Here is a 20,258-nt window from a genome sequence, read left to right on the forward strand (position 1 = left end):
ATCTTCAGCGCCATTTTTGTTTCTCAGATGTATTTAGCTATTTTTATAGGTGCCTATTTTTATAGGAGCTAAGCGATACCGAGGAATGAGTTAACCACAGTGAAGTAGATCCACATTCCTGAGATATCAACTATGGAAGCAAGCACTGGGCTCACTAACACCGCTGGATCAAGCTTAAATAGCCTAGCAACTATCGGCAATCCAGCGCCAAGCACGGTTGATATGGTCACCTGAATAAACAGCGCTACCGCAATAGCTAACGCAATCATGTTGATATCATAACCACCTGTCGCTTGGTTTTCACTAAAGAGCAAAATACGTCCAATCATCACTACAGCAATCGCTAAAGCTAAACAAATAGCAACTCTAAACTCTTTCCATAGAACGTTAGCCCATTGGCGTTTTTTCAACTCACCTGTGGCTAAGGCTCGGATCACCAAAGTCGCTGCTTGTGTTCCGGTGTTACCACCAGCAGCAGCAATTACCGGCATGTAGATTGCCAAAAGTACCAACTGACTGAGAATGTCTTCATACTGAGCAATGATAAGCCCTGAGACGATTCCCAATAGTGCTAACGAAATAATCCAACCGATACGCTGCCTGACGTGGCTCATGACGCCAGTCGAAAGGTAACCCTGTTGAGGTTCTACCTCAGAGTAGATCAGCCCTAGTTGGTGAGCTAGATGTCGAGAGCGCTTCTCAAAGCCCTGCTCTTCTAGCTCACTAAGTAAAGTCTGAATCGTACTCAAAGAGCATTGCCCCAGCACTAGCACCGCATCTTCGAGCGGCATTCGATTCAAAAGATTAATTTGTTGTTCACGTCCGTACTGTTGAAATGCATTCGATACAGCTTGGATGTCTTGCTCTGAGTACAGAGCTTCAATAGATAAAAAAGTGTTGTTCATTACCGTCATGGCGAATCTCCCGATTGGCAAAGGTAACGACCATCAAAACAAATAGCCTATAGCTAATACACCAAGAGCGTACAGCTAAGCGCACCAAGAGCTGAAAGCTACTGATGTGTCTACTTGTTAGAATCTAGTGTGTGGAAAAGAATGCGGGGGAAAAACAAAGATACCCTACCTGAACGGCAGGACAATAGATCAATACCGAGACAGGTTATTCTTCTCCATTCAAACTAGGAGGATGGTCGGTATTGTTCATAAAAATCTCCAGAATTACTGTCAATTTGACAGCGCGCATAGTGTAGCAATAGCCGTTCAAAAACTTCGTCAAATTCCTGTCAATAAATAGGGGTCAATAAAAAAGGCATCCGTGGATGCCTTTGGTTCAATTATTGATGTGCATTATTACTTAATAGTAATACGAGCAAACTTACGCTTACCTACTTGGTAAACGGCAGTACCTGCTTCAGGCACGAATTTGCTGTCTTCAACTTTCTCGCCTTCGATCTTAGCAGCGCCTTGCTTGATCATACGCATCGCATCAGAAGTCGAGTTTACAAGACCCGCTTCTTTTAGAACGTTCGCAATTGGCAGGCCTGCTTCGAATTCAAACTCCGGCATTTCATCAGGAACTTGGTTCTTAGCAAAACGGTTAACGAACTCTTGCTCAGCGGCTTCAGCATCTGCTTCACTGTGGAAACGAGCGATGATCTCTTTAGCAAGAAGCACTTTAACGTCACGCGGGTTCTTACCTGCATCAACGCCAGCTTTCAGTTCCGCAACTTCTTCAAGAGGACGGAAAGACAGCAGCTCGTAGTAGCTCCACATTAGATCGTCAGAGATAGACATGATCTTACCAAACATCTCGCTTGGTGCTTCGCTAATACCGATGTAGTTATGCGCAGACTTAGACATCTTCTTAACACCGTCTAGACCAACAAGTAGTGGCATCATTAGTACCGCTTGTGGTTTTTGACCTGCTGCTTTTTGCAGTTCACGACCCATTAGAAGGTTAAACTTCTGGTCAGTACCGCCAAGCTCAACGTCGCTCTCTAGTGCAACAGAGTCGTGACCTTGTAGAAGTGGGTACATGAATTCGTGGATTGCGATCGGTTGACCACCAGCGTAACGCTTTTTGAAGTCATCACGCTCAAGCATACGAGCAACAGTTTGGTTAGAAGCAAGACGAATCATGCCTTCAGCGCCAAGCTCAGATAGCCATTCAGAGTTGAAACGAATTTGCGTCTTCGCAGGATCTAGAATCTTGAAGACTTGCTCTTTGTAAGTTTCAGCATTCTTCAATACGTCTTCGCGGCTTAGCGGTGGACGTGTTGAGTTTTTACCTGATGGGTCACCAACCATTGCAGTGAAATCACCGATAAGGAATGTCACTTCATGACCAAGCTCTTGGAAAGCACGAAGCTTGTTAAAGATAACCGTATGGCCTAGGTGGATATCTGGAGCTGTTGGATCGGCACCCAGCTTAATGCGTAAAGGACGACCTTCTTTTAGTTTTGCAATCAGTTCGTCTTCTGGAATCAGTTCTTCTACGCCACGTTTGATCTCGGCTAGTGCAGCTTCAATACTCGCCATTCTTGTTCACTCCCACAGATTTGGCAAAAATACATTAATTAGACATCTTACTTGAATAGCGATGTATTTTGAAACCAGTTACACTATTCCGTCGTCGATTTTCATAATATTTACAGAACGAACCGGAACATGTTGTCTATTTTTGCACGCCTTCCTATTTTGCACCGGGCTTTTATCGCATTTTTTAGTGCCATAATTTTCGTCGCGATTTTCTTACTCCCCGACGTCAACAGTTTACGTGACGATACGGGCGCTTTAGTGGTGGGGAAACATTACCCACTGACTATCAATACATCCGCGCTTATGGGCTCAAGTGATGCGCCACCAACAGCTGTGCTCAATTGGGAAAAATATACCGTTCGTTCTGGCGAAAGCACTTCTGTTCTATTCGAACGTATTGGCCTCTCATACCGCTTGCTGATCACCCTACTCAATACCAACAATGATATTAAGAAGCAGCTGTCTAACCTAAGACCTGGTGATGTATTGCAGTTTGGCTTTGATGAAAACAACGACCTTATTCAGCTAAAGCGACAGCTTAGTGCGTTTGAAAGCTTTAAGATCACTAAGTCTGGCGATTCGTTTTCCTCTAGTTTCGACAAGAAAGAGGTTGCCTACCAATACAATTATGCCGAAGCCGACATCACCTCGAATTTCTGGAATGCTGGCGTAAGCGCAGGTTTAACCGCAAACCAAATTATGGAACTGGCGGGCATCTTCGGCTGGGATATCGACTTTGCGTTAGATATTCGTAAGAATGACAGCTTCAAAATCTTATACCAAGAAAAAGTAGTTGAAGGTGAAGTGGTTGGTCGCGGTAAGATCATGGCAGCCGTATTCAAAAACCAAGGTGATTCATTTACCGCGGTATTAGATGATAAGAGCGGCAACTACTTCGATGAAAATGGTCGTGCAATGAAGAAAGCGTTCTTGCGCTCTCCTATTGATTTTCGTCGTGTAACATCGAACTTTAACCCTAACAGAAAACACCCAGTAACCGGTAAGGTTCGCGCTCACCGCGGCACTGACTACGCAGCCCCTGTTGGCACGCCTATCTGGGCTGCCGGTGACGGTATCGTTCAGAAGTCGGGTTACAACCAATTCAATGGTAACTACGTGTTCATACGCCACAGCAACACCTACATCACCAAATACCTGCACATGAAGCGACGTATGGTGAAAACTGGTCAGCGCGTAAAACAAGGCCAAACCATTGGTACTTTGGGTGGTACGGGCCGAGTGACTGGCCCACACTTACACTATGAATTCTTGGTCAATGGCGTACATAAAAATGCGCGTACCGTGAAATTGCCTCAATCCAAGTCGTTAACTGGTAAAGCAAAAGCAACCTTTATTGCCAACTCAGAGATTCGATTAAGAAACCTTGAGCGATACGGTCAGTTACTAGCGACTAACTAGGCCTTTGTAGCTTCACTGCAAAATAGAAAAATGCAAAGAGCGCCCATCAAGGCGCTCTTTTTTATGCTCACATACCACAACTAGCTACTGTTTTTCAGGTTTGTTGTTCCGTCCAAGCATTAACAAACAAGGGGTTAATACTAAAGTCAGCACCGTGGCAAACGCCAAACCACCAGCAATAGCGGTCGCAAGCTGTGACCACCATTGTGTACTTGGCGCGCCAAACTCTATCTTTTGATTAATCAGGTCGATGTTCATCTCTAACACCATCGGCATTAAACCTAAGATAGTCGTAACCGTCGTGAGCATTACTGGCCTTAAACGCTGAACACCGGTTCTTAGAATCGCATCTCGCTTGTCCAAGCCTCTTTTGATGAGCTGATTATAAGTATCAATCAACACGATGTTGTTGTTCACGACTATGCCGGCGAGCGCTATTACCCCAATTCCCGACATCACAATGCCAAACGGACGTTGGAAGATCAGTAAGCCAACGAACACGCCAACGGTCGAAAACAATACAGCACTCAGAATCAAAAACGCTTGATAGAAGCTATTGAACTGAGTAATCAGAATCAAAGCCATTACCGCCAAAGCAACCAAGAAAGCACTTTGTAAAAAGGCTGACGAGTTTTCTTGTTCTTCGTTTTGACCACGGATGCGAAATTCCACGCTACTCGGCAGCCCTAGCTCACTCAATGCTTGTTCGATCTTTGGTAGTTCGAGAGCAAGGTTATAACCTTCTTCCATATCCGCCATGATGTTCACCACACGCTTGCCATCAAGGCGTTTAATGGTGTCTTGCTTATGGTCGGGAACGATCTGAGCGAAATTAGTAATAGGTACTAAACCCGCTGGCGTTTTCACCCTAAGCTGGTCGAAGCGCCCGATATCACGCTTATCATTAGGGTAGCGCACCAAGATATCGACCTCTTCTGAAGAGTCATCGGGCAGATAATCACCAATCTTGAGACCATTAGTCACGAATTGAACGGTATTACCCACTAAGGTCGCATCAGCTGCAAAGCGCGCAGCATCGTCGCGGCGAATATCCACCTTCCAATCGATGCCGTCTTTACTCGCGGTATCACTGATATTGGTCAGTGCTTGATTGCCATCTGCCCAACCTCTCACAATTTTTGCAGCCTGATTAAGTTGCTCTGGCGTTCGTGCCGACAGCTCAATCACTAAGTCATTTTCAACTGGAGGTCCTGCATCTGGAAACTTATATTCAATCTCAACACCTGCGTATTGATGAGTTTGCACTTTTAACTCATCAATGATCGCCTTAACACTGCGACGGTATTGCCAGTCAACAGGCGTAATTGAGATCAAACCAATCTGGTCGTCACCACCAGTACGCGTGTAAACGGTATCGAACTCATCATGATTGAGCATCATCAATTCAATATCACGCATGATGTCATCCTTTTCTTGGATAGACAGATCACCATGAGAACGAACTTTGACGTTAAAGAATGGCGGATCAACCTCAGGAAAGAACTCTGCACCTAGACCCGCTTTTGAATAAGTAAAACCAACTGCAACCGCGAGCAGTATCGCACTGAACAAAATCTTAAAGGGGTGTTTAATCGCTAAAGAAAGCGTGTGGTAGTAAGCCTTGGTTAAACCAGTAGCCTGTGAAAAGTCACCATTATGCAGTGCGACCATTCGAGCTTGGCTTTTAGACGATACGTATTGAGGTTTGCCAATCAAACCGCCCAGCACGGGCACAAACAACAACGCCATGATCAATGATGCAGTTAAAGTCGCGATCAGAGTTAGTGGTAAGAACTTCATAAATTCGCCCGTCACATCAGGCCAAAACAGTAACGGAGCAAATGCGGCTAAGGTTGTGGCAGTCGATGCGGTTATCGGCCACGCCATCCGTTTCGCTGCATCTCGGTAAGCGGCTTTGCGCCCTTCACCCTCTTGCATTCGCCTGTCTGCAAATTCGGTCACCACAATCGCACCGTCTACTAGCATCCCCACCGCCATAATCAGAGAGAACAGCACTACGATGTTGACGGTTAAGCCAAACACCGAAAGAACCAATAACCCGGTTAGGAATGAGCCTGGAATGGAAATACCCACTAACAAAGCGGTACGCACACCAAGAATCGCGATGATAACGATCACCACCAGAATAATGGCGGATAAGATATTGTTTTGCAGATCATTAAGCATGATCTTCACATCTTTAGATTCATCCCAGGTGTATTTGACCAACAGGTTATTTGGCCATTCCGCTTGCTGCTGAGCACCAGCCATTACCGCTTTGACTAGCTCAACGGTTTCGATGATGTTCTCACCTGCACGCTTCTTGATATCCAACACCACCGCAGATTTGCCATCTAAACGAGCAAAACTTTCAGGATCTCGAAACGCTCGACGAACCGTAGCGACATCGCCAAAAGTGACCACCTGCTTGCCATCCACTTTAATAGGCAACTCAAGCACGTCTTTTAAGGAGTTAAATACCGAAGGGACTTTGACAGAAAAACGTCCGTAGCCAGTATCAACAAAACCTGCGGCCACCACTCGATTGTTCAGAGCGATCAGATTATAGATATCCGCTTGATCTAAGCTGTAGCTCTCCATCAATAACGGATCAACAATGATCTCGACGATGTCAGCGCGATCGCCCGCAATATCGACTTCAAGGATTTGGCGATAGCTTTCTAATTTGTCTCCAAGCTCTCGGGCAATTTGCACTATGGTGCGCTCAGGAACGGTACCGAATAGCACAACAGACAAAACAGGTTGCTCAGAAGCCAGCGTCACCTCATTTACGGTCGGTTCGTCACTGTCTTCTGGTAGTTTTGGTTTAGCCAGATCAACCGCGTCACGCACATCGGCCATTGCTTTGGTGAGATCGACGCCAACATTAAACTCCAACACAACAGAGGCATGCCCTTCTGCTGCGGTTGCTGTCATCTCTTTTACGCCTTCAATCGACCTCAGCTCTTGCTCAATAGGTCGAACCAATAAACGTTCTGCATCCGTTGGCGAGATCCCTTGGTGCCCGACCGAAACATAGATAATTGGGATGGTAATGTCTGGGCTCGATTCCTTAGGTATCGTGATATAGGTGACGACACCGGCTACAAGGATTAACGCTAAAAGGGAGAGCATTGTTCGAGCACGAGACAAGGCTGCATCAATAATTGAATACATCGGTTATCTCCTACTCTGCGGTTACGTTAGAGAGTTCAGCGACTTGCTCAACAGCAATCACCGAATCACCATCACGCACAAACCCTTGGCCTACTGTGATGATATCGACGCGTTGTCCAAGTCCTGTGAGCCAAACTCCATCTTGTTCGGCCTTTACTAGCTGAATGCCTACAAACTTCACCGTTGGTGAGTCATCGACTGAAACCAAGGTTTTGACCCCTAGGTTACCCGCCTCATCCAATGCTAGCATCGCCGGTGTTATCTTTATTGCATCTCTTGTTTCTAGGTTGAGTTTAACTTCGGCACTGACACCTGCAGGCAGTAGGCCTTTAGAGTTATCGATTTCTATCTCGATTGGAAAAGTATTAGTTGAGGCCGAAGAAATTCGAGACACATAACGCAAGCGCCCTTCCGCCTCTTCTCTTCCTAGCAAGCGAACCAAGGCAGACTGGTTAACTAACAAATGCTGGATATGACGTTCACTGACATCGGCCTCAATAACCAAAGGATCAAGGTCAATCACGCCCGCAACCGGATCGCCAACCCCAACAAAGTCACCCAACTCGACCATCAAATCTTGAACCACACCCGAAAAAGGCGAGCTAATAACGGTATTCTTTAAAGCCAATTCCGCATTGCGCATCATGGCTTTTGCTTCCGTTAACGAAGCCTCTGCTGTGGTGTAGGCGATCTCACCTTGCAGACCTCTTTTCTTCAGTGATTGCGCTGCTTTGAACTCTTTCTGCTTTAAACGATACAGAGCCGTTGCACGCTCTAACTGTATTTCCAAGTCACCTTTATCAATCTGAGCAATAGCCTGCCCTGCTTTAACCGCATCGCCTTTCACAACGTTCAATCGAACAATCTTTCCCGCGACTTCCGCGCCTAATCGAGCATGCCTATCGGGTGCCGTTCGACCGTATAAATCAATGGTTTTAAAGGTGGGTGATGAGGTGAAGGTTTGAAAGGAAACTTTGGCTAACGGGATTTCTGTCGCTTTTTTCTCTGGCGACTCTTCTGCCTGCCCCCCCCCTAAACCAAGCCAGATAGACAACAACATCACTAAAATCAGAGACACCAGCCACGGCTGTTTCAGTTTCTGAAAAAGTGGTGAGTTAGAAGATAGAGTGGGCATAACAAATCCTTTTGTCCGATGTGATTAAGGCGCGCTAAATGGCTTAACACTGTCATGTGCAACTTCCTGATACACATAGGTAACCTTAACAGACCAAAATCAAACGAAGTTGGACGCTATCGACAGTTTAAAAAATATGCCGTGTACTAAAAATGTCAAAATAGAGGGTTGGAATGGTTTTAAAAGCAATGACTTAATATGTCTTATCAATTTTGAAGCTGCGTGAAAAACAAGTGCCTTGTTCAGAACCGAGCTTTGTTATGAAGAGAAATTTGGGGATATAAAAACAAAAACGCCGAACATAAGTTCGGCGTTTACAACCTTCTGGTGTAGCTTTCAGCTAAAGCTGTCTTTTAACTCTAGCTATCTTTCAAGCTATACGCTGAATGATGCACCACAACCACATGTTGTTGTAGCGTTCGGGTTGTTCACAAAGAAGCGTGCGCCTTCTAGGCCTTCAGTGTAATCAACCATGCCGCCCATTAGGTATTGTAGGCTCATTGGATCAACAACCAGCGTTACACCGCTGTTTACAATTGTAGTGTCGCCATCATTTACTTTTTCATCAAATGTGAAGCCGTATTGGAAACCGCTACAACCACCACCAGTAATGTATACACGCAGTTTTAGTTCTGGGTTTTCTTCTTCAGCAATTAGCGTTTGTACGCGGGTAGCTGCTGCATCAGAAAAAGACAATGGGATATTTATTTCGCTCACGACAACCTCTCTTACCTGTGTCAAAAACAACATGATACAAATCTAATTCGAGACCATAGTTGTTGAGTATTTTCTTATATTCCGGTGATTATCTAATACCTGACTGAAACGTTCAAGTATTCACCACAGGATCGGTCCTTTTACTGCTGTAAACTCGCCAATATCTAACAATTAAAACGTGTAACCACACAAAACAACCAGATTCGGGTGATTATCTGGGCGAAAGCATTCCTAGTTGGATTAGGGATAGGTACAATGCGTGCCAATTGGTCCGACAGTCAAAAGAGGATATATCAATGACCAAATCAGCAGAGCTGTACGAAAAAGCACAGCAAACCATTCCTGGTGGCGTAAACTCTCCAGTTCGTGCATTCAATGGCGTAGGTGGTTCTCCAATCTTCGTTGAACGCGCTGATGGCCCACTTATTTTTGATGCTGATGGTAAAGCGTATATCGATTACGTTGGCTCTTGGGGTCCAATGATCCTTGGTCACAACCACGCGGTTATTCGTGACGCTGTTATTGCAGCAGCTCAACGCGGCCTTAGCTTCGGTGCTCCAACCGAAACTGAAATCAAAATGGCTGAACTGGTATCTGAGATGGTTCCATCAATGGAACAGCTACGTATGGTGAGCTCAGGTACAGAAGCAACAATGAGCGCGATTCGTCTAGCTCGTGGCTTCACTGGTCGTGACAAAATTCTTAAGTTTGAAGGCTGCTACCACGGCCACGCAGACAGCCTACTTGTAAAAGCTGGTTCTGGCGCACTGACTTTAGGTCAACCAAGCTCTCCAGGCGTACCGGCTGATTTTGCGAAACTAACGCTAACAGCAACCTTCAACAATCTAGATTCAGTACGTGAAATCTTCGCAGCAAACAAAGGCGAGATCGCTTGTATCATCGTTGAGCCAGTAGCGGGTAACATGAACTGTATCCCTCCTGTAGAAGGCTTCCACGAAGGTCTACGTGAAATCTGTGATCAAGAAGGTGCATTGCTAATCTTTGATGAAGTAATGACAGGTTTCCGCGTTGCTGAAGGTTGTGCTCAGGCTTACTACAACATCAAGCCAGACCTAACGTGTCTTGGTAAAGTGATTGGCGGCGGCATGCCTGTCGGTGCTTTCGGTGGTCGTAAAGACGTGATGCAATACATCGCACCAACTGGCCCTGTTTACCAAGCGGGTACGCTTTCAGGTAACCCTGTTGCAATGGCTGCTGGCTACGCATGTTTGAACCTTCTACGAGAAGAAGGCAACGAAAAGCGTCTAGCTTCAAAAACTAAGCAGTTGGCAAAAGGCTTCAAGCAACTTGCTGACAAGCACGGCATCCCGATGCTAGTTCATCAAGTTGGCGGTATGTTTGGTTTCTTCTTCACTGACCAAGAAACTGTGACGTGCTACGAAGATGTAACTAAGTGTGATGTAGAACGCTTCAAGCGCTTCTTCCACCTAATGTTAGATCACGGTGTTTACCTTGCACCTTCAGCATTCGAAGCAAGCTTTACTTCTCTTGCTCATGGTTCAAAAGAACTTGATGCAACACTAGAAGCTGCTGACCGCTCTCTTGCGATCATTGCTGCTGAAAGCAAATAATCGAAAGCACTTTATAAGTCGCTAACCGATTGAATTTAGGGCTGCATTAAATGCAGCCCTTTTTATATATCGCGCTCACCAGCCAAAAAATATGACAGCTTATTTAGCCGTCGACTAAGGCTAAAGCTGAACCAAAAGCGATTAACGTTCCCAGAAAAGAAAAACCAACAACATCAAGGTACCAAGGAACATTCTGAACCAAGGGATCTCTTTTTTTGTTTGCTGTTCTTCGTCTTGGCATTTCTTATCTTTATTACAGCATCCCATTATCAAAACTCCTCATTGCTAACTCTCTGTTTTGCAGCCATTATAAACTCAGAACGCAAATATAGAGACCATTACCGTGTCAGAAAAACTCAAAATCAATTCCAGCCACTGGGTGATCATCATTGCCCTACTCGCGGCGGCTTATGCTTGTTACTTGCTTATCGAGCCATACGTTAACTCTATCGTGATGGCCTTTATCATTTCACTATTGATGTTCCCAATCCATGAGTGGCTTGAAAAAAAGCTCCCGAATAAAGAAAACATCGTCTCTCTGCTGTCCTGTATCATACTGACCTTCATTATTGTTATCCCTTTATTGGCAGTATTCGCAGCAATTGTTCAGCAAGGTTCTCTGTTCTCTCAGAATACTTACCAATGGGTGACCCACGGTGGCATTCAGACTCTGTTTGCTCATCCGTTAGTGGTCAAAGCGCTGTCATTTGTGAATAACTACCTGCCTTTCGACAATATTGAGCCCCAAGCCATCGCACAAAAAGTCGGTGAGTTTGCGACAAGCTTTGGTTCTAAGCTAGTTGGTATCAGTGCCAAAATCTTAGGTGACGCAACCAATTTCTTGATGGATTTCTTCTTGATGCTGTTCGTTTTGTTCTTCTTATTAAGAGATCACGACAAAATCATCAGTGTGGTTCGTCATATTCTGCCGCTGTCTCGTAGCCAAGAAGACAAACTTCTAACAGAGATAGAACAAGTATCTAAATCAGCAGTAATGGGCTCATTCTTAACCGCAATCGCGCAAGGTTTTGCCGGCGGTTTAGGTATGTGGATTGCCGGTTTCCCAGGTCTATTCTGGGGTACTATGATGGGCTTTGCCTCTTTCATCCCAGTTGTGGGTACCGCATTAATCTGGATTCCAGCAGCAACCTACTTGTTCCTAACTGGTGATACCACGTGGGCGATTTTCCTAACGGTTTACTGTGTAGCGATTGTTGGTTCAATTGATAACCTTCTGCGTCCGCTGCTAATGCAAGGCAGTGCAGGCATGAATACCCTGATGATCTTCTTCTCACTATTGGGTGGTATTCAACTGTTTGGCCTAATTGGTCTTATCTACGGACCACTGATTTTTGCGATTACCATTGTCCTATTCAACATCTACGATGAAGAGTTTAAGGACTTTTTAAACCAGCAAGACAAGAGTTAACGAACTTGACGTCAACTTGATTGGCGAACCCGTATTAAACACTTCAAGCTTTGGGCGGATTATGCGAAAATCCGCCCTCATTTTTTGCTAACGATTCAACAGAGTGTCCTATGTCAGCTTATATTGCACCAAGCCAGATTGCTCAACGCCAACTCGCCTACTTTGAAGGCAAACATGTTTTAGTTGCCGGTGAGGCAGAAGACTTGTTCCCTGTTGAGTTAGCGAAGCATTGTGAATCTGTCTCTGTGTTTACTTCTAATTACAGCTACTACCGTCAATTAGAAGGCTACAACACCATCCAACGTTTTTATGGTGCGGAGTTTACCGAAGAAACCAAAGCCGACTTAGTGATGTTGTACTGGCCAAAAGCCAAAGCGGAAGCGGAATTTTTGTTGGCGATGCTATTTGCCAAGCTAGGCAAAGATACAGAGATCGTCGTGGTTGGTGAAAACCGTTCAGGCGTGAAAAGCATCGAGAAGATGTTTGCTCCTTACGGCAAAGTTGTTAAATACGATTCAGCGCGTCGTTGCTCTTTCTACTGGGGTCAATGCTGCGAGCAACCACAAGCGTTCAACCTGCAAGACTGGTTTAAGACCTACACGGTTAACATTGGTGAGCAATCACTTACGGTAAAAAGCCTTCCTGGCGTCTTCAGTCACGGTCAATTCGATGTCGGTAGCCAACTTCTGTTGGATACTCTGCCAAAACTAAAAGGCAAGGTACTGGATTTTGGCTGTGGTGCAGGCGTATTGGGCGCGGTGATGGCATCTCGTAACCCAGATATCGAGCTAGAAATGTGCGACATCAGTGCATTTGCCGTGGCATCAAGCCAAGCAACGCTAGAAGCGAATGGTTTAACGGGTAAAGTCTTCGCATCCGATGTCTATTCTGATACTGCAGAAGACTATCAGTTCATCATCAGTAACCCACCATTCCATTCAGGTTTAGACACTAGCTACAGCGCGACTGAGACCTTACTTTCTCAGGCTCCTAAGCATTTGAAGCGTTCTGGTGAGATGATTATTGTTGCGAATAGTTTCTTAAAATACATTCCAATTATTGAACAAGCGTTTGGAAAATGCGCGACTCTAAATAAGACCACTAAATTCGCGATCTATCACGCAAACAAATAACCTCTCTAGCACAGCGCAGGGGCATTATCTGCGCTGTCTGTTCATATTTTTGTCAAAACTCTATAAAAATGAGCTTTTGCACACGCTTTAAATACCACTTACTTGTCAAAGTAAAAAAACTCGTTAATTTCGTTAAATTGGAACCCGTTAATTCTATTCTCTGTACTTGTTTTCGCCCCTTTTAGCAGTACATCAAAGGAAAGTAGTACCCAATTTATGTTTAGATTCTATCGTAAGCAGAAGTTTAAGCGCCTTCAAAATACCCTAATGCTGGCATTTCTTGTCCTCAGTATTACCCCTGTGACACTTATCGCGATATTTTTCCTCCAATCGCACAGTCAGGATCTCCAGGAACAAAGCACCTCACACCTTGTTTCGGTTCGTGATACTAAGCAGCAGCAAATTGTCGATTACCTACAAGCTCAAGAATCCCAAGTGATGGGCTTTGTTCGCTCAGAATTGGCCAATGCCAGTGGCGGGCGATTTTATGGTTTGATCAATGCATTTCAACGATTGGGGTTAGATATTGACGAGGCACGCAGTAATGCACAGCAGCGCTATATTCAAGGCTCTGGCGATCAAATCAAAACGTCGATCCTCCCTGAATCCAGCAGCTTTATTGGCAGCGAGCGTTATCGCCTGCTCCACAAGCGCTACCATAATGCTTACCTAGAACTGCTTAAACGCTCTGATTTTGACGATATTCTCTTAGTTGATATCAACGGTAACGTCGCTTATTCCGTCTTTAAAAATGACGATTACGGCACCAATCTGCTGACAGGAAAATACAAGGACTCCAACCTAGGTATTACCTTTCAACGACTAGCCAAAGACGTAACCGACCGACGCAAATCTAACGAAGATTACACGCCGGTTATCGTTTCTGACTTTAAAGACGAGAATGGCAAACAGACCGCATGGCTAGGCGCACCTATCGTTCAACAAGGCTACCTACACAGTTACGCGATGTTTAGGCTACCAATCAACGGCATTACTAAGTTGATTGCGGATCTCAACAAGAGTTCGAATATTCAAACGCTGCTTGTAGGTGATGATCACCTGCCGCGTAGCCTTGCTCATTCACAAGAATCTATCAACTTGAGCCTAGATGTTGTCGATAAAGCATTGGCTGGCGAAACAGCGGTTGGCACCTTCGACAACACCCTAGATCAAGCGATCATCGCGGCATATACGCCAATTGAGCTGAAATACGCAACATGGGCTCTTGTCGTAGAGCTGCCAGAGAAAGAGGCGTTTGCCCGTATTCATCAGTTAGAAAAGATCTTCGTGATCGTGATGCTAACGGCGATCATTCTGGTAGTCGTTGCATCGCACTATCTGTCTAACTTCATCACATCCCCACTGCTTAAACTGACGTGGGCTGCCGAAAAAGTATCGGCGGGTGATCTCGATGAAACCATGATCAATACCGAGCGCAAAGATGAGATAGGCCGACTCGCGGTGAGCTTCGAAAGAATGCAGCGATCTATTCGTGAAAAAATGCAGCTCATCAAAAGCCAAAACGATGAGCTTGAGGACAACCTTAAGACCATTCAAAAGCAAAACGAAGAGTTACAACTGGCAAATAAACTCAAAGATGAGTTCTTAGCGACTACTTCACATGAATTGAGAACACCACTGCATGGCATGGTGGGTATCGCTGAAGCGTTGATATCTGGAGCTAACGGCCCTATTCCTGCTAATCAGAAATATCAGTTGGATATCATCATCAATAGCGGTCAGAGATTGGCGACCTTGGTTGATGATCTGCTTGATTATCACAAGATGCGCTATGGCAGCTTAGATATTAAGAAATCAGCCGTTGATTTGTCGGCAGCCACCAGCTTGGTCCTAGAGTTGTCTCATCACCTATTGGGCAATAAGCCAATCCGTATTATTAACCAAGTCCCAAGTGATTTAGGTCTGGTTTCATCGGATCCTCAACGACTTGAGCAAGTGATGTATAACTTGGTCGGCAATGCCATCAAGTACACCTCAGAAGGTAAAATTGTTATCTCTGCCAGCGTTATCGATGACAACATTCGTGTACAAGTTGTCGATACTGGCCAAGGTATACCGGCCGAGTACCTTGAGCACATCTTTGAGCCATTGATTCAAGCAGGCCAAGATGCGAGTAACTACCGCCAAGGTGCAGGGCTTGGATTATCGATCAGTCGTCAGTTGATCGAGCTAATGGGCGGTTCACTGTACGTTAGTAGCCAACCAATGCTCGGCACTACGTTTAGCTTTACCCTGCCCCTAGCTACTCAAGATGAGTTAGACAGTTACAACGAATCAGGTCACTACTCGCACTTCCAAGCGCCTGATTTAATTGATAACAGCCAACAAGAAAATAGTGTTATCAGTGAAAACCCAGATGGCCCGTTATTGGTTATCGCCGATGATGAGCCGGTTAACCTGCGAGTATTAGACAGCTTCTTGAAGTTAGAAGGTTATCGAGTACGTACTGCATGTGATGGCCCTGAAACCATTGAACTGATTGAGAAAGAGAAGCCAGAGCTGCTTCTACTCGACATCATGATGCCAGGAATGAGCGGCTATCAGGTTTGTGAAGCACTGCGTAAACAGTATGACCATGCTCAGTTGCCAATCATCATGCTAACGGCACTCAACCAAGCAGAAGACCGTGTTCGAGGTTTCGAAGCTGGCGCCAATGACTACTTGTCTAAACCGTTCAACAAACAAGAACTAGCGGCTCGAATTACAGCACATCTATCAGCAAGCAAAGCTGAACAAAGACGCCTTGAAAACGACCAACTGCAACTCGAGCTCAAACATAGAGCGATGGTTGAAGCTAACTTGCTAGAAACTCAAGGCCGCTTACTAGAGCAACTAGAATCGGCACCTGAAGCCATCATCTGTATTCGTGATGACCAACGCATTCGCTTTGCTAACGAAGCCGCAGCTAAGCTATTCAGACGCGGACAGGAACAACTCAAACGCTCAATGGCCGACGAGATCATTGCGCCTAAATACCTTAAGGTAGAACAAGCCCACTACTGCGGTGATATTGATATCTATATAGACGACACACGTCAGCGCATACCAAGTGACATCCTTAAGCTGCCTGAAGGCTCAGGGCTCGACACCATGTATATCTTCAATGTAGGTGGTGGTGTTAACTCAAACCGAATCAATAACCTTGAAACGGCGGTTGAAGCTCTCTCTAGTTATGCCTTTGAAGGCGACAAAGATAAGTTACAGCAGCTTAAAGAGCTTGGCGGAGAATTTACTCGTCTTGCTGACAAGGCAACCGGTGAAGGTAAAAACAAGCAAGAGTTAATGCGTGAGGTACTGGTCGATGCGATGACGAATGCCATCATCTACTGGGAATCGGTGACGGGTGAAACCAAGTTTGCTTTCGCCGAGAAGAGTGGCTTGTGGCGCGTCTACTTAGACCGCAGTACGCTGCAAACTCGAACGCTAGACAAATACCTACGCGTCGAAACCCTACCGAAAACGCCTCGCTGGCGAACGGTACTGAGCTCAATCGAATTCATACTGGAACACTGCAAAGAACAGACGCCAGAAAGAACCCATATTGAGATGCTAAGGGATAAACTGCAGAAACTACTGACCAGTTAAACCCTGAACCAACATCACGATACTTTGAATAATAGAGCCCACCTAGCGTGGGCTTTTTTGTACGCCTCATAAACACAAAAAGTAGAATCCCAACGCTTGCAACGCACTTTTTTCACGTCTTTAAACAAGGAGGAATTCACGCCAATTACGCACAGTGCGTGCTGGTAACCGTCAGTACTTTTCGTTCTATTCTCAATCATATCTGACCGTTATCTGACTCTTTGTTGCAGTTTGAGAAGCGAGTCACAACAGAACGGCAGATTTAATTTTCTAGGGAAATTTAACGTAAAACTGGCAAGTGACCGAGATCTACAATTATACCAACGTAGGGTAAGGCATTATAATAAAAAGCCTTTAAAGTTAGTGGCCACTTACAACCTGCAAGAACCTCAAAACCAAATGCGAGTCACATCACTTTAACAATTGCGTACAAAAAACCACCAGAGCGCCCTATTTTGACGTTAATGACGTGAGGTTATCTGTTTTTAACGTTTTTGACGGGAAACGAGTTTGATTAATTCATCGATAAGGTGTTTTCTTACTCCTGCCAAAGGCCTACAGGCCACTCTTACCACTTCTCAGAAACAGCGATGAATCTGGAGTAACGAAGAAGAGGTAGGCCTTTAACCAGAGTGTGTATCTACTAACCAATTTAGCGACAGATAACATTCAATCCATTAGTGAAATGAAAGCAAATAGTAAGGAACAGCTATGCTTGCCAATATAAAAAAAACAGCACTAGCAACAGCAATTATTGCAACTGCTACGACAGGTTTTGCATCAGTAGCAACAGCTGCAGAACGCAGCGAACTGACTATTCACCCGAAAGAGTACACAACATTCGTACGTAACTTTAACCCGTACCTTGGTGCTACTAACCTTCATACTACAACTGACTTCCTATACGAGCCGCTAGTAGTATTTAACGAAATGCACGGTAACACTCCTGTGTTCCGTCTAGCTGAAAACTTCAAAATGTCAGATGATCTGATGAGCGTTGTTTTCGACATTCGTAAGGGTGTTAAATGGTCTGATGGAGAAACTTTCTCTGCTGATGACGTTGTTTTTTCTTTCAACCTTGTAAAAGAGAAGCCAGAGCTTGACCAATCTGGTATCAACTCTTGGGTAACTTCTGTAGAAAAACTAAACGACAACCAAGTTAAGTTCAACCTAACAGAAGCAAACTCAAACGTACCTTACGAGATTGCTAAAGTACCTGTAGTACCTAAGCACATCTGGAAAGACGTTAAAGATCCATCAACGTTTACCAATGAAAACCCGGTAGGTTCTGGTCCATTTACAGAAATCGATACGTTTACAGCGCAACTATACATCCAGTGTGCAAACCCGAACTACTGGGATGCAGACAACCTAGACGTTGACTGTCTACGTGTTCCACAAATTGCTAACAACGACCAATTCCTAGGTAAAGTTGTAAACAGTGAAATGGACTGGACGTCTTCTTTCGTTCCAGATATCGACCGTACGTACGCGGCAGCTAGCCCTAAACACCACTACTGGTACCCGCCAGCAGGTACGCAAGCATTCGTTGTTAACTTCAAGCACCCAGATGCTGCGAAGCATGAAGCATTGAGCAACGTTGAATTCCGTCGTGCCTTCTCTATGGCTCTTGACCGTCAAACTATCATCGACATCGCATTCTACGGTGGCGGTACAGTGAACGACTTCGCATCTGGTCTTGGCTACGCATTCGAAGCTTGGTCTGATGAAAAGACTCACAACAAGTACAAAGGCTTTAACACTTACAACGCTGAAGGCGCGAAGAAGCTTCTTGCTGACGCAGGCTTCAAAGATGTAAACAATGATGGTTTTGTTGACACTCCATCAGGCAAGTCTTTCGAACTAATGATTCAATCGCCAAACGGCTGGACTGACTTCAACAACACAGTTCAACTAGCGGTAGAACAGCTAAACGAAATCGGTATTAAAGCAAAAGCTCGTACACCTGATTTCTCTGTTTACAACCAAGCAATGCTTGAAGGTACATACGACGTAGCATACACAAACTACTTCCACGGTGCGGATCCATACACGTACTGGAACAGTGCTTACAACTCATCACTACAATCTGGTGATGGTATGCCTCGTTTCGCAATGCACTTCTACAAAAACGACAAGCTAGATGGTCTTCTAAACAGCTTCTACAAAACAGCTGATAAGAACGAACAGCTAGATATTGCACACGGTATCCAGCAAATCATCGCTGCAGACCAAGTGACAATCCCTGTGATGTCTGGTGCTTACATGTACCAATACAACACAACTCGCTTCACTGGTTGGTGGAACGAAGAAAATCCAAAAGGCCGTCCAAACATTTGGGCTGGTATTCCAGAGCGTCTACTTCATGTACTGGACCTAAAACCAGTTAAATAAGTAATCGTTCAATCCTTGCGGCGTAACCTCTTACGCCGCTTATAAAAATCCCCACACTCTCAATTGAAAGTATGGCGCTAGTCGTCAGGGGATTTTTCGTTCCAAATTTCGCTAGGAGCGACCTGAATCCAGAAACAGGGAAACAATCTGGGTGAGTAAGGTGTGAGTTATGGGTTATTTTTTAAGACGTTTGTCATTTTATTTTGTCGCGCTATTAGTTGCTGCGACGTTAAACTTTATTATTCCAAGAGCAATGCCTGGTGACCCAGTTACCATGATGTTTGCGAACGCTTCTGTACAAGTTACTCCAGAGCGTATTGCTGCAATGAAAGAACTATTAGGCTTCGTTGATGGTGGCTACTTAGTTCAATACGTGGCGTACATGAAGAACATTCTTAGCTGGGAACTTGGTACATCAATTCAATTCTACCCACTTTCTGTAAACACACTGTTGGGTGGAGCATTCGGTTGGTCGCTTTTCTTAGCCGGCACCGCAGTTATTCTTTCTTTCTCGATTGGTTCAATCCTAGGTATTTTCGCAGCGTGGAAACGCGGCAGTAAGTACGATGCCTTCGTAACGCCAGGGATGCTGATTCTACAAGCCGTTCCTCAAGTTGTTATCGCGATGATTGCACTATTTACCTTTGCAATTGGCTTGAAGTGGTTCCCAACAGGGTATGCCTACACCGCTGGTACTATACCTGATTGGACAAGCTGGGCATTCATTAAAGATGTCGCTTACCACGCCTTCTTACCACTGTTCTGTGCTTCTGTTGTTCAAATTGGTGGCTTCCTAGTAAACATGCGTAACAACATGATCAACCTATTAGCCGAAGACTACATCACCATGGCGAAAGGCAAAGGCCTGAGCGAAAACCGAGTGGTATTCAACTACGCAGCTCGTAACGCGATGCTACCTAGTGTGACAGCCCTGTCAATGTCGCTAGGTATGGCAATCGGCGGTCAGTTAATTATCGAAATCATCTTTAACTACCCAGGTCTTGGCAGCGTACTTTTCAACGCAATTAACGCTCGTGACTACCAAGTACTGCAAGGTCAGCTGCTTATCATGACGCTATTCATGCTGTTCTTTAACCTAGTTGCAGACATGCTTTACGTTGTTCTTGACCCTCGTCTTCGTAAGGGTGGTAAATAATC

Annotated in this window: 13 protein-coding genes; 7 read left to right on the forward strand and 6 right to left on the reverse strand. The window is 45.0% G+C overall.

The genetic code is table 11. The features are described 5' to 3' along the window. Nucleotides 1–68: 68 nt before the first annotated feature. Both AB4517_RS03300 and tyrS read right to left on the reverse strand, forming a co-directional pair. Nucleotides 69–914 carry a magnesium transporter gene (locus AB4517_RS03300; protein WP_372147886.1) on the reverse strand — a complete coding sequence of 282 codons (846 nt, stop codon included), beginning with the start codon at nucleotides 912–914 and terminating at the stop codon, nucleotides 69–71. Between the two features lie 396 nt (nucleotides 915–1,310). Then, nucleotides 1,311–2,498: a tyrosine--tRNA ligase gene (gene tyrS, locus AB4517_RS03305; protein WP_372147887.1), complete on the reverse strand. Its 1,188-nt coding sequence runs from the start codon at nucleotides 2,496–2,498 to the stop codon at nucleotides 1,311–1,313. Nucleotides 2,499–2,627: 129 nt separating this feature from the next. Here tyrS and AB4517_RS03310 point away from each other — a divergent pair, with 129 nt between their 5' ends. Beyond that, nucleotides 2,628–3,917: a peptidoglycan DD-metalloendopeptidase family protein gene (locus AB4517_RS03310; protein WP_372147888.1), complete on the forward strand. Its 1,290-nt coding sequence runs from the start codon at nucleotides 2,628–2,630 to the stop codon at nucleotides 3,915–3,917. Between the two features lie 84 nt (nucleotides 3,918–4,001). On the opposite strand, the gene AB4517_RS03315 is transcribed toward AB4517_RS03310, so the two are convergent. The 3 genes from AB4517_RS03315 to erpA form a co-directional block, all read right to left on the reverse strand. Beyond that, nucleotides 4,002–7,094, reverse strand: coding sequence for an efflux RND transporter permease subunit (locus tag AB4517_RS03315; protein ID WP_372147889.1), 3,093 nt, complete (start codon nucleotides 7,092–7,094; stop codon nucleotides 4,002–4,004). A gap of 10 nt (nucleotides 7,095–7,104) precedes the next feature. After that, nucleotides 7,105–8,229 carry an efflux RND transporter periplasmic adaptor subunit gene (locus tag AB4517_RS03320; RefSeq protein WP_372147890.1) on the reverse strand — a complete coding sequence of 375 codons (1,125 nt, stop codon included), beginning with the start codon at nucleotides 8,227–8,229 and terminating at the stop codon, nucleotides 7,105–7,107. Nucleotides 8,230–8,604: 375 nt separating this feature from the next. Next, a complete protein-coding gene (gene erpA / locus AB4517_RS03325) occupies nucleotides 8,605–8,946 on the reverse strand; it encodes an iron-sulfur cluster insertion protein ErpA (protein ID WP_372099994.1) in 342 nt (113 codons plus the stop codon). 296 nt (nucleotides 8,947–9,242) lie between these two features. On the opposite strand from erpA, the gene hemL reads away from it, so the two are divergent. Beyond that, nucleotides 9,243–10,538 (forward strand): glutamate-1-semialdehyde 2,1-aminomutase, encoded by a 1,296-nt coding sequence (gene hemL, locus AB4517_RS03330; protein WP_010436060.1) that lies wholly within the window; start codon nucleotides 9,243–9,245, stop codon nucleotides 10,536–10,538. A gap of 141 nt (nucleotides 10,539–10,679) precedes the next feature. On the opposite strand, the gene AB4517_RS03335 is transcribed toward hemL, so the two are convergent. Next, entirely contained in the window at nucleotides 10,680–10,805 is a 126-nt protein-coding gene (locus tag AB4517_RS03335) for a hypothetical protein (RefSeq protein WP_004734537.1), read from the reverse strand. A gap of 76 nt (nucleotides 10,806–10,881) precedes the next feature. Here AB4517_RS03335 and AB4517_RS03340 point away from each other — a divergent pair, with 76 nt between their 5' ends. From AB4517_RS03340 to AB4517_RS03360, 5 genes are all read left to right on the forward strand, one after another. Further along, nucleotides 10,882–11,967, forward strand: coding sequence for an AI-2E family transporter (locus AB4517_RS03340; RefSeq protein WP_017059406.1), 1,086 nt, complete (start codon nucleotides 10,882–10,884; stop codon nucleotides 11,965–11,967). Nucleotides 11,968–12,077: 110 nt separating this feature from the next. Further along, the gene (gene rsmC / locus AB4517_RS03345) at nucleotides 12,078–13,100 is read left to right on the forward strand and encodes a 16S rRNA (guanine(1207)-N(2))-methyltransferase RsmC (RefSeq protein ID WP_372147891.1); all 1,023 of its coding nucleotides are present in this window, start codon (nucleotides 12,078–12,080) and stop codon (nucleotides 13,098–13,100) included. 216 nt (nucleotides 13,101–13,316) lie between these two features. Further along, entirely contained in the window at nucleotides 13,317–16,706 is a 3,390-nt protein-coding gene (locus AB4517_RS03350; RefSeq protein ID WP_017063266.1) for a response regulator, read from the forward strand. Nucleotides 16,707–17,417: 711 nt separating this feature from the next. After that, entirely contained in the window at nucleotides 17,418–19,100 is a 1,683-nt protein-coding gene (locus AB4517_RS03355; protein WP_372147892.1) for an ABC transporter substrate-binding protein, read from the forward strand. A 169-nt stretch (nucleotides 19,101–19,269) separates the two neighbouring features. Beyond that, nucleotides 19,270–20,256, forward strand: a complete 987-nt coding sequence (locus tag AB4517_RS03360; protein ID WP_017059409.1) for an ABC transporter permease — start codon at nucleotides 19,270–19,272, stop codon at nucleotides 20,254–20,256. The last annotated feature ends 2 nt before the right edge of the window (nucleotides 20,257–20,258 follow it).

It is taken from the genome of Vibrio sp. 10N.222.52.C3 (assembly GCF_041474195.1).
GTDB classification, from domain to species: Bacteria; Pseudomonadota; Gammaproteobacteria; order Enterobacterales; family Vibrionaceae; genus Vibrio; species Vibrio crassostreae_C.

Bases quoted from the DNA above. Each gene is read 5' to 3' on its own strand.
- AB4517_RS03320 (WP_372147890.1), bottom strand. From the start codon at position 8,229: ATGCCCACTCTATCTTCTAACTCACCACTTTTTCAGAAACTGAAACAG.
- AB4517_RS03335 (WP_004734537.1), bottom strand. From the start codon at position 10,805: ATGGGATGCTGTAATAAAGATAAGAAATGCCAAGACGAAGAACAGCAA.
- AB4517_RS03300 (WP_372147886.1), bottom strand. From the start codon at position 914: ATGACGGTAATGAACAACACTTTTTTATCTATTGAAGCTCTGTACTCA.
- AB4517_RS03360 (WP_017059409.1), top strand. From the start codon at position 19,270: ATGGGTTATTTTTTAAGACGTTTGTCATTTTATTTTGTCGCGCTATTA.
- AB4517_RS03315 (WP_372147889.1), bottom strand. From the start codon at position 7,094: ATGTATTCAATTATTGATGCAGCCTTGTCTCGTGCTCGAACAATGCTC.
- AB4517_RS03350 (WP_017063266.1), top strand. From the start codon at position 13,317: ATGTTTAGATTCTATCGTAAGCAGAAGTTTAAGCGCCTTCAAAATACC.
- rsmC (WP_372147891.1), top strand. From the start codon at position 12,078: ATGTCAGCTTATATTGCACCAAGCCAGATTGCTCAACGCCAACTCGCC.
- AB4517_RS03310 (WP_372147888.1), top strand. From the start codon at position 2,628: ATGTTGTCTATTTTTGCACGCCTTCCTATTTTGCACCGGGCTTTTATC.
- AB4517_RS03355 (WP_372147892.1), top strand. From the start codon at position 17,418: ATGCTTGCCAATATAAAAAAAACAGCACTAGCAACAGCAATTATTGCA.
- hemL (WP_010436060.1), top strand. From the start codon at position 9,243: ATGACCAAATCAGCAGAGCTGTACGAAAAAGCACAGCAAACCATTCCT.
- tyrS (WP_372147887.1), bottom strand. From the start codon at position 2,498: ATGGCGAGTATTGAAGCTGCACTAGCCGAGATCAAACGTGGCGTAGAA.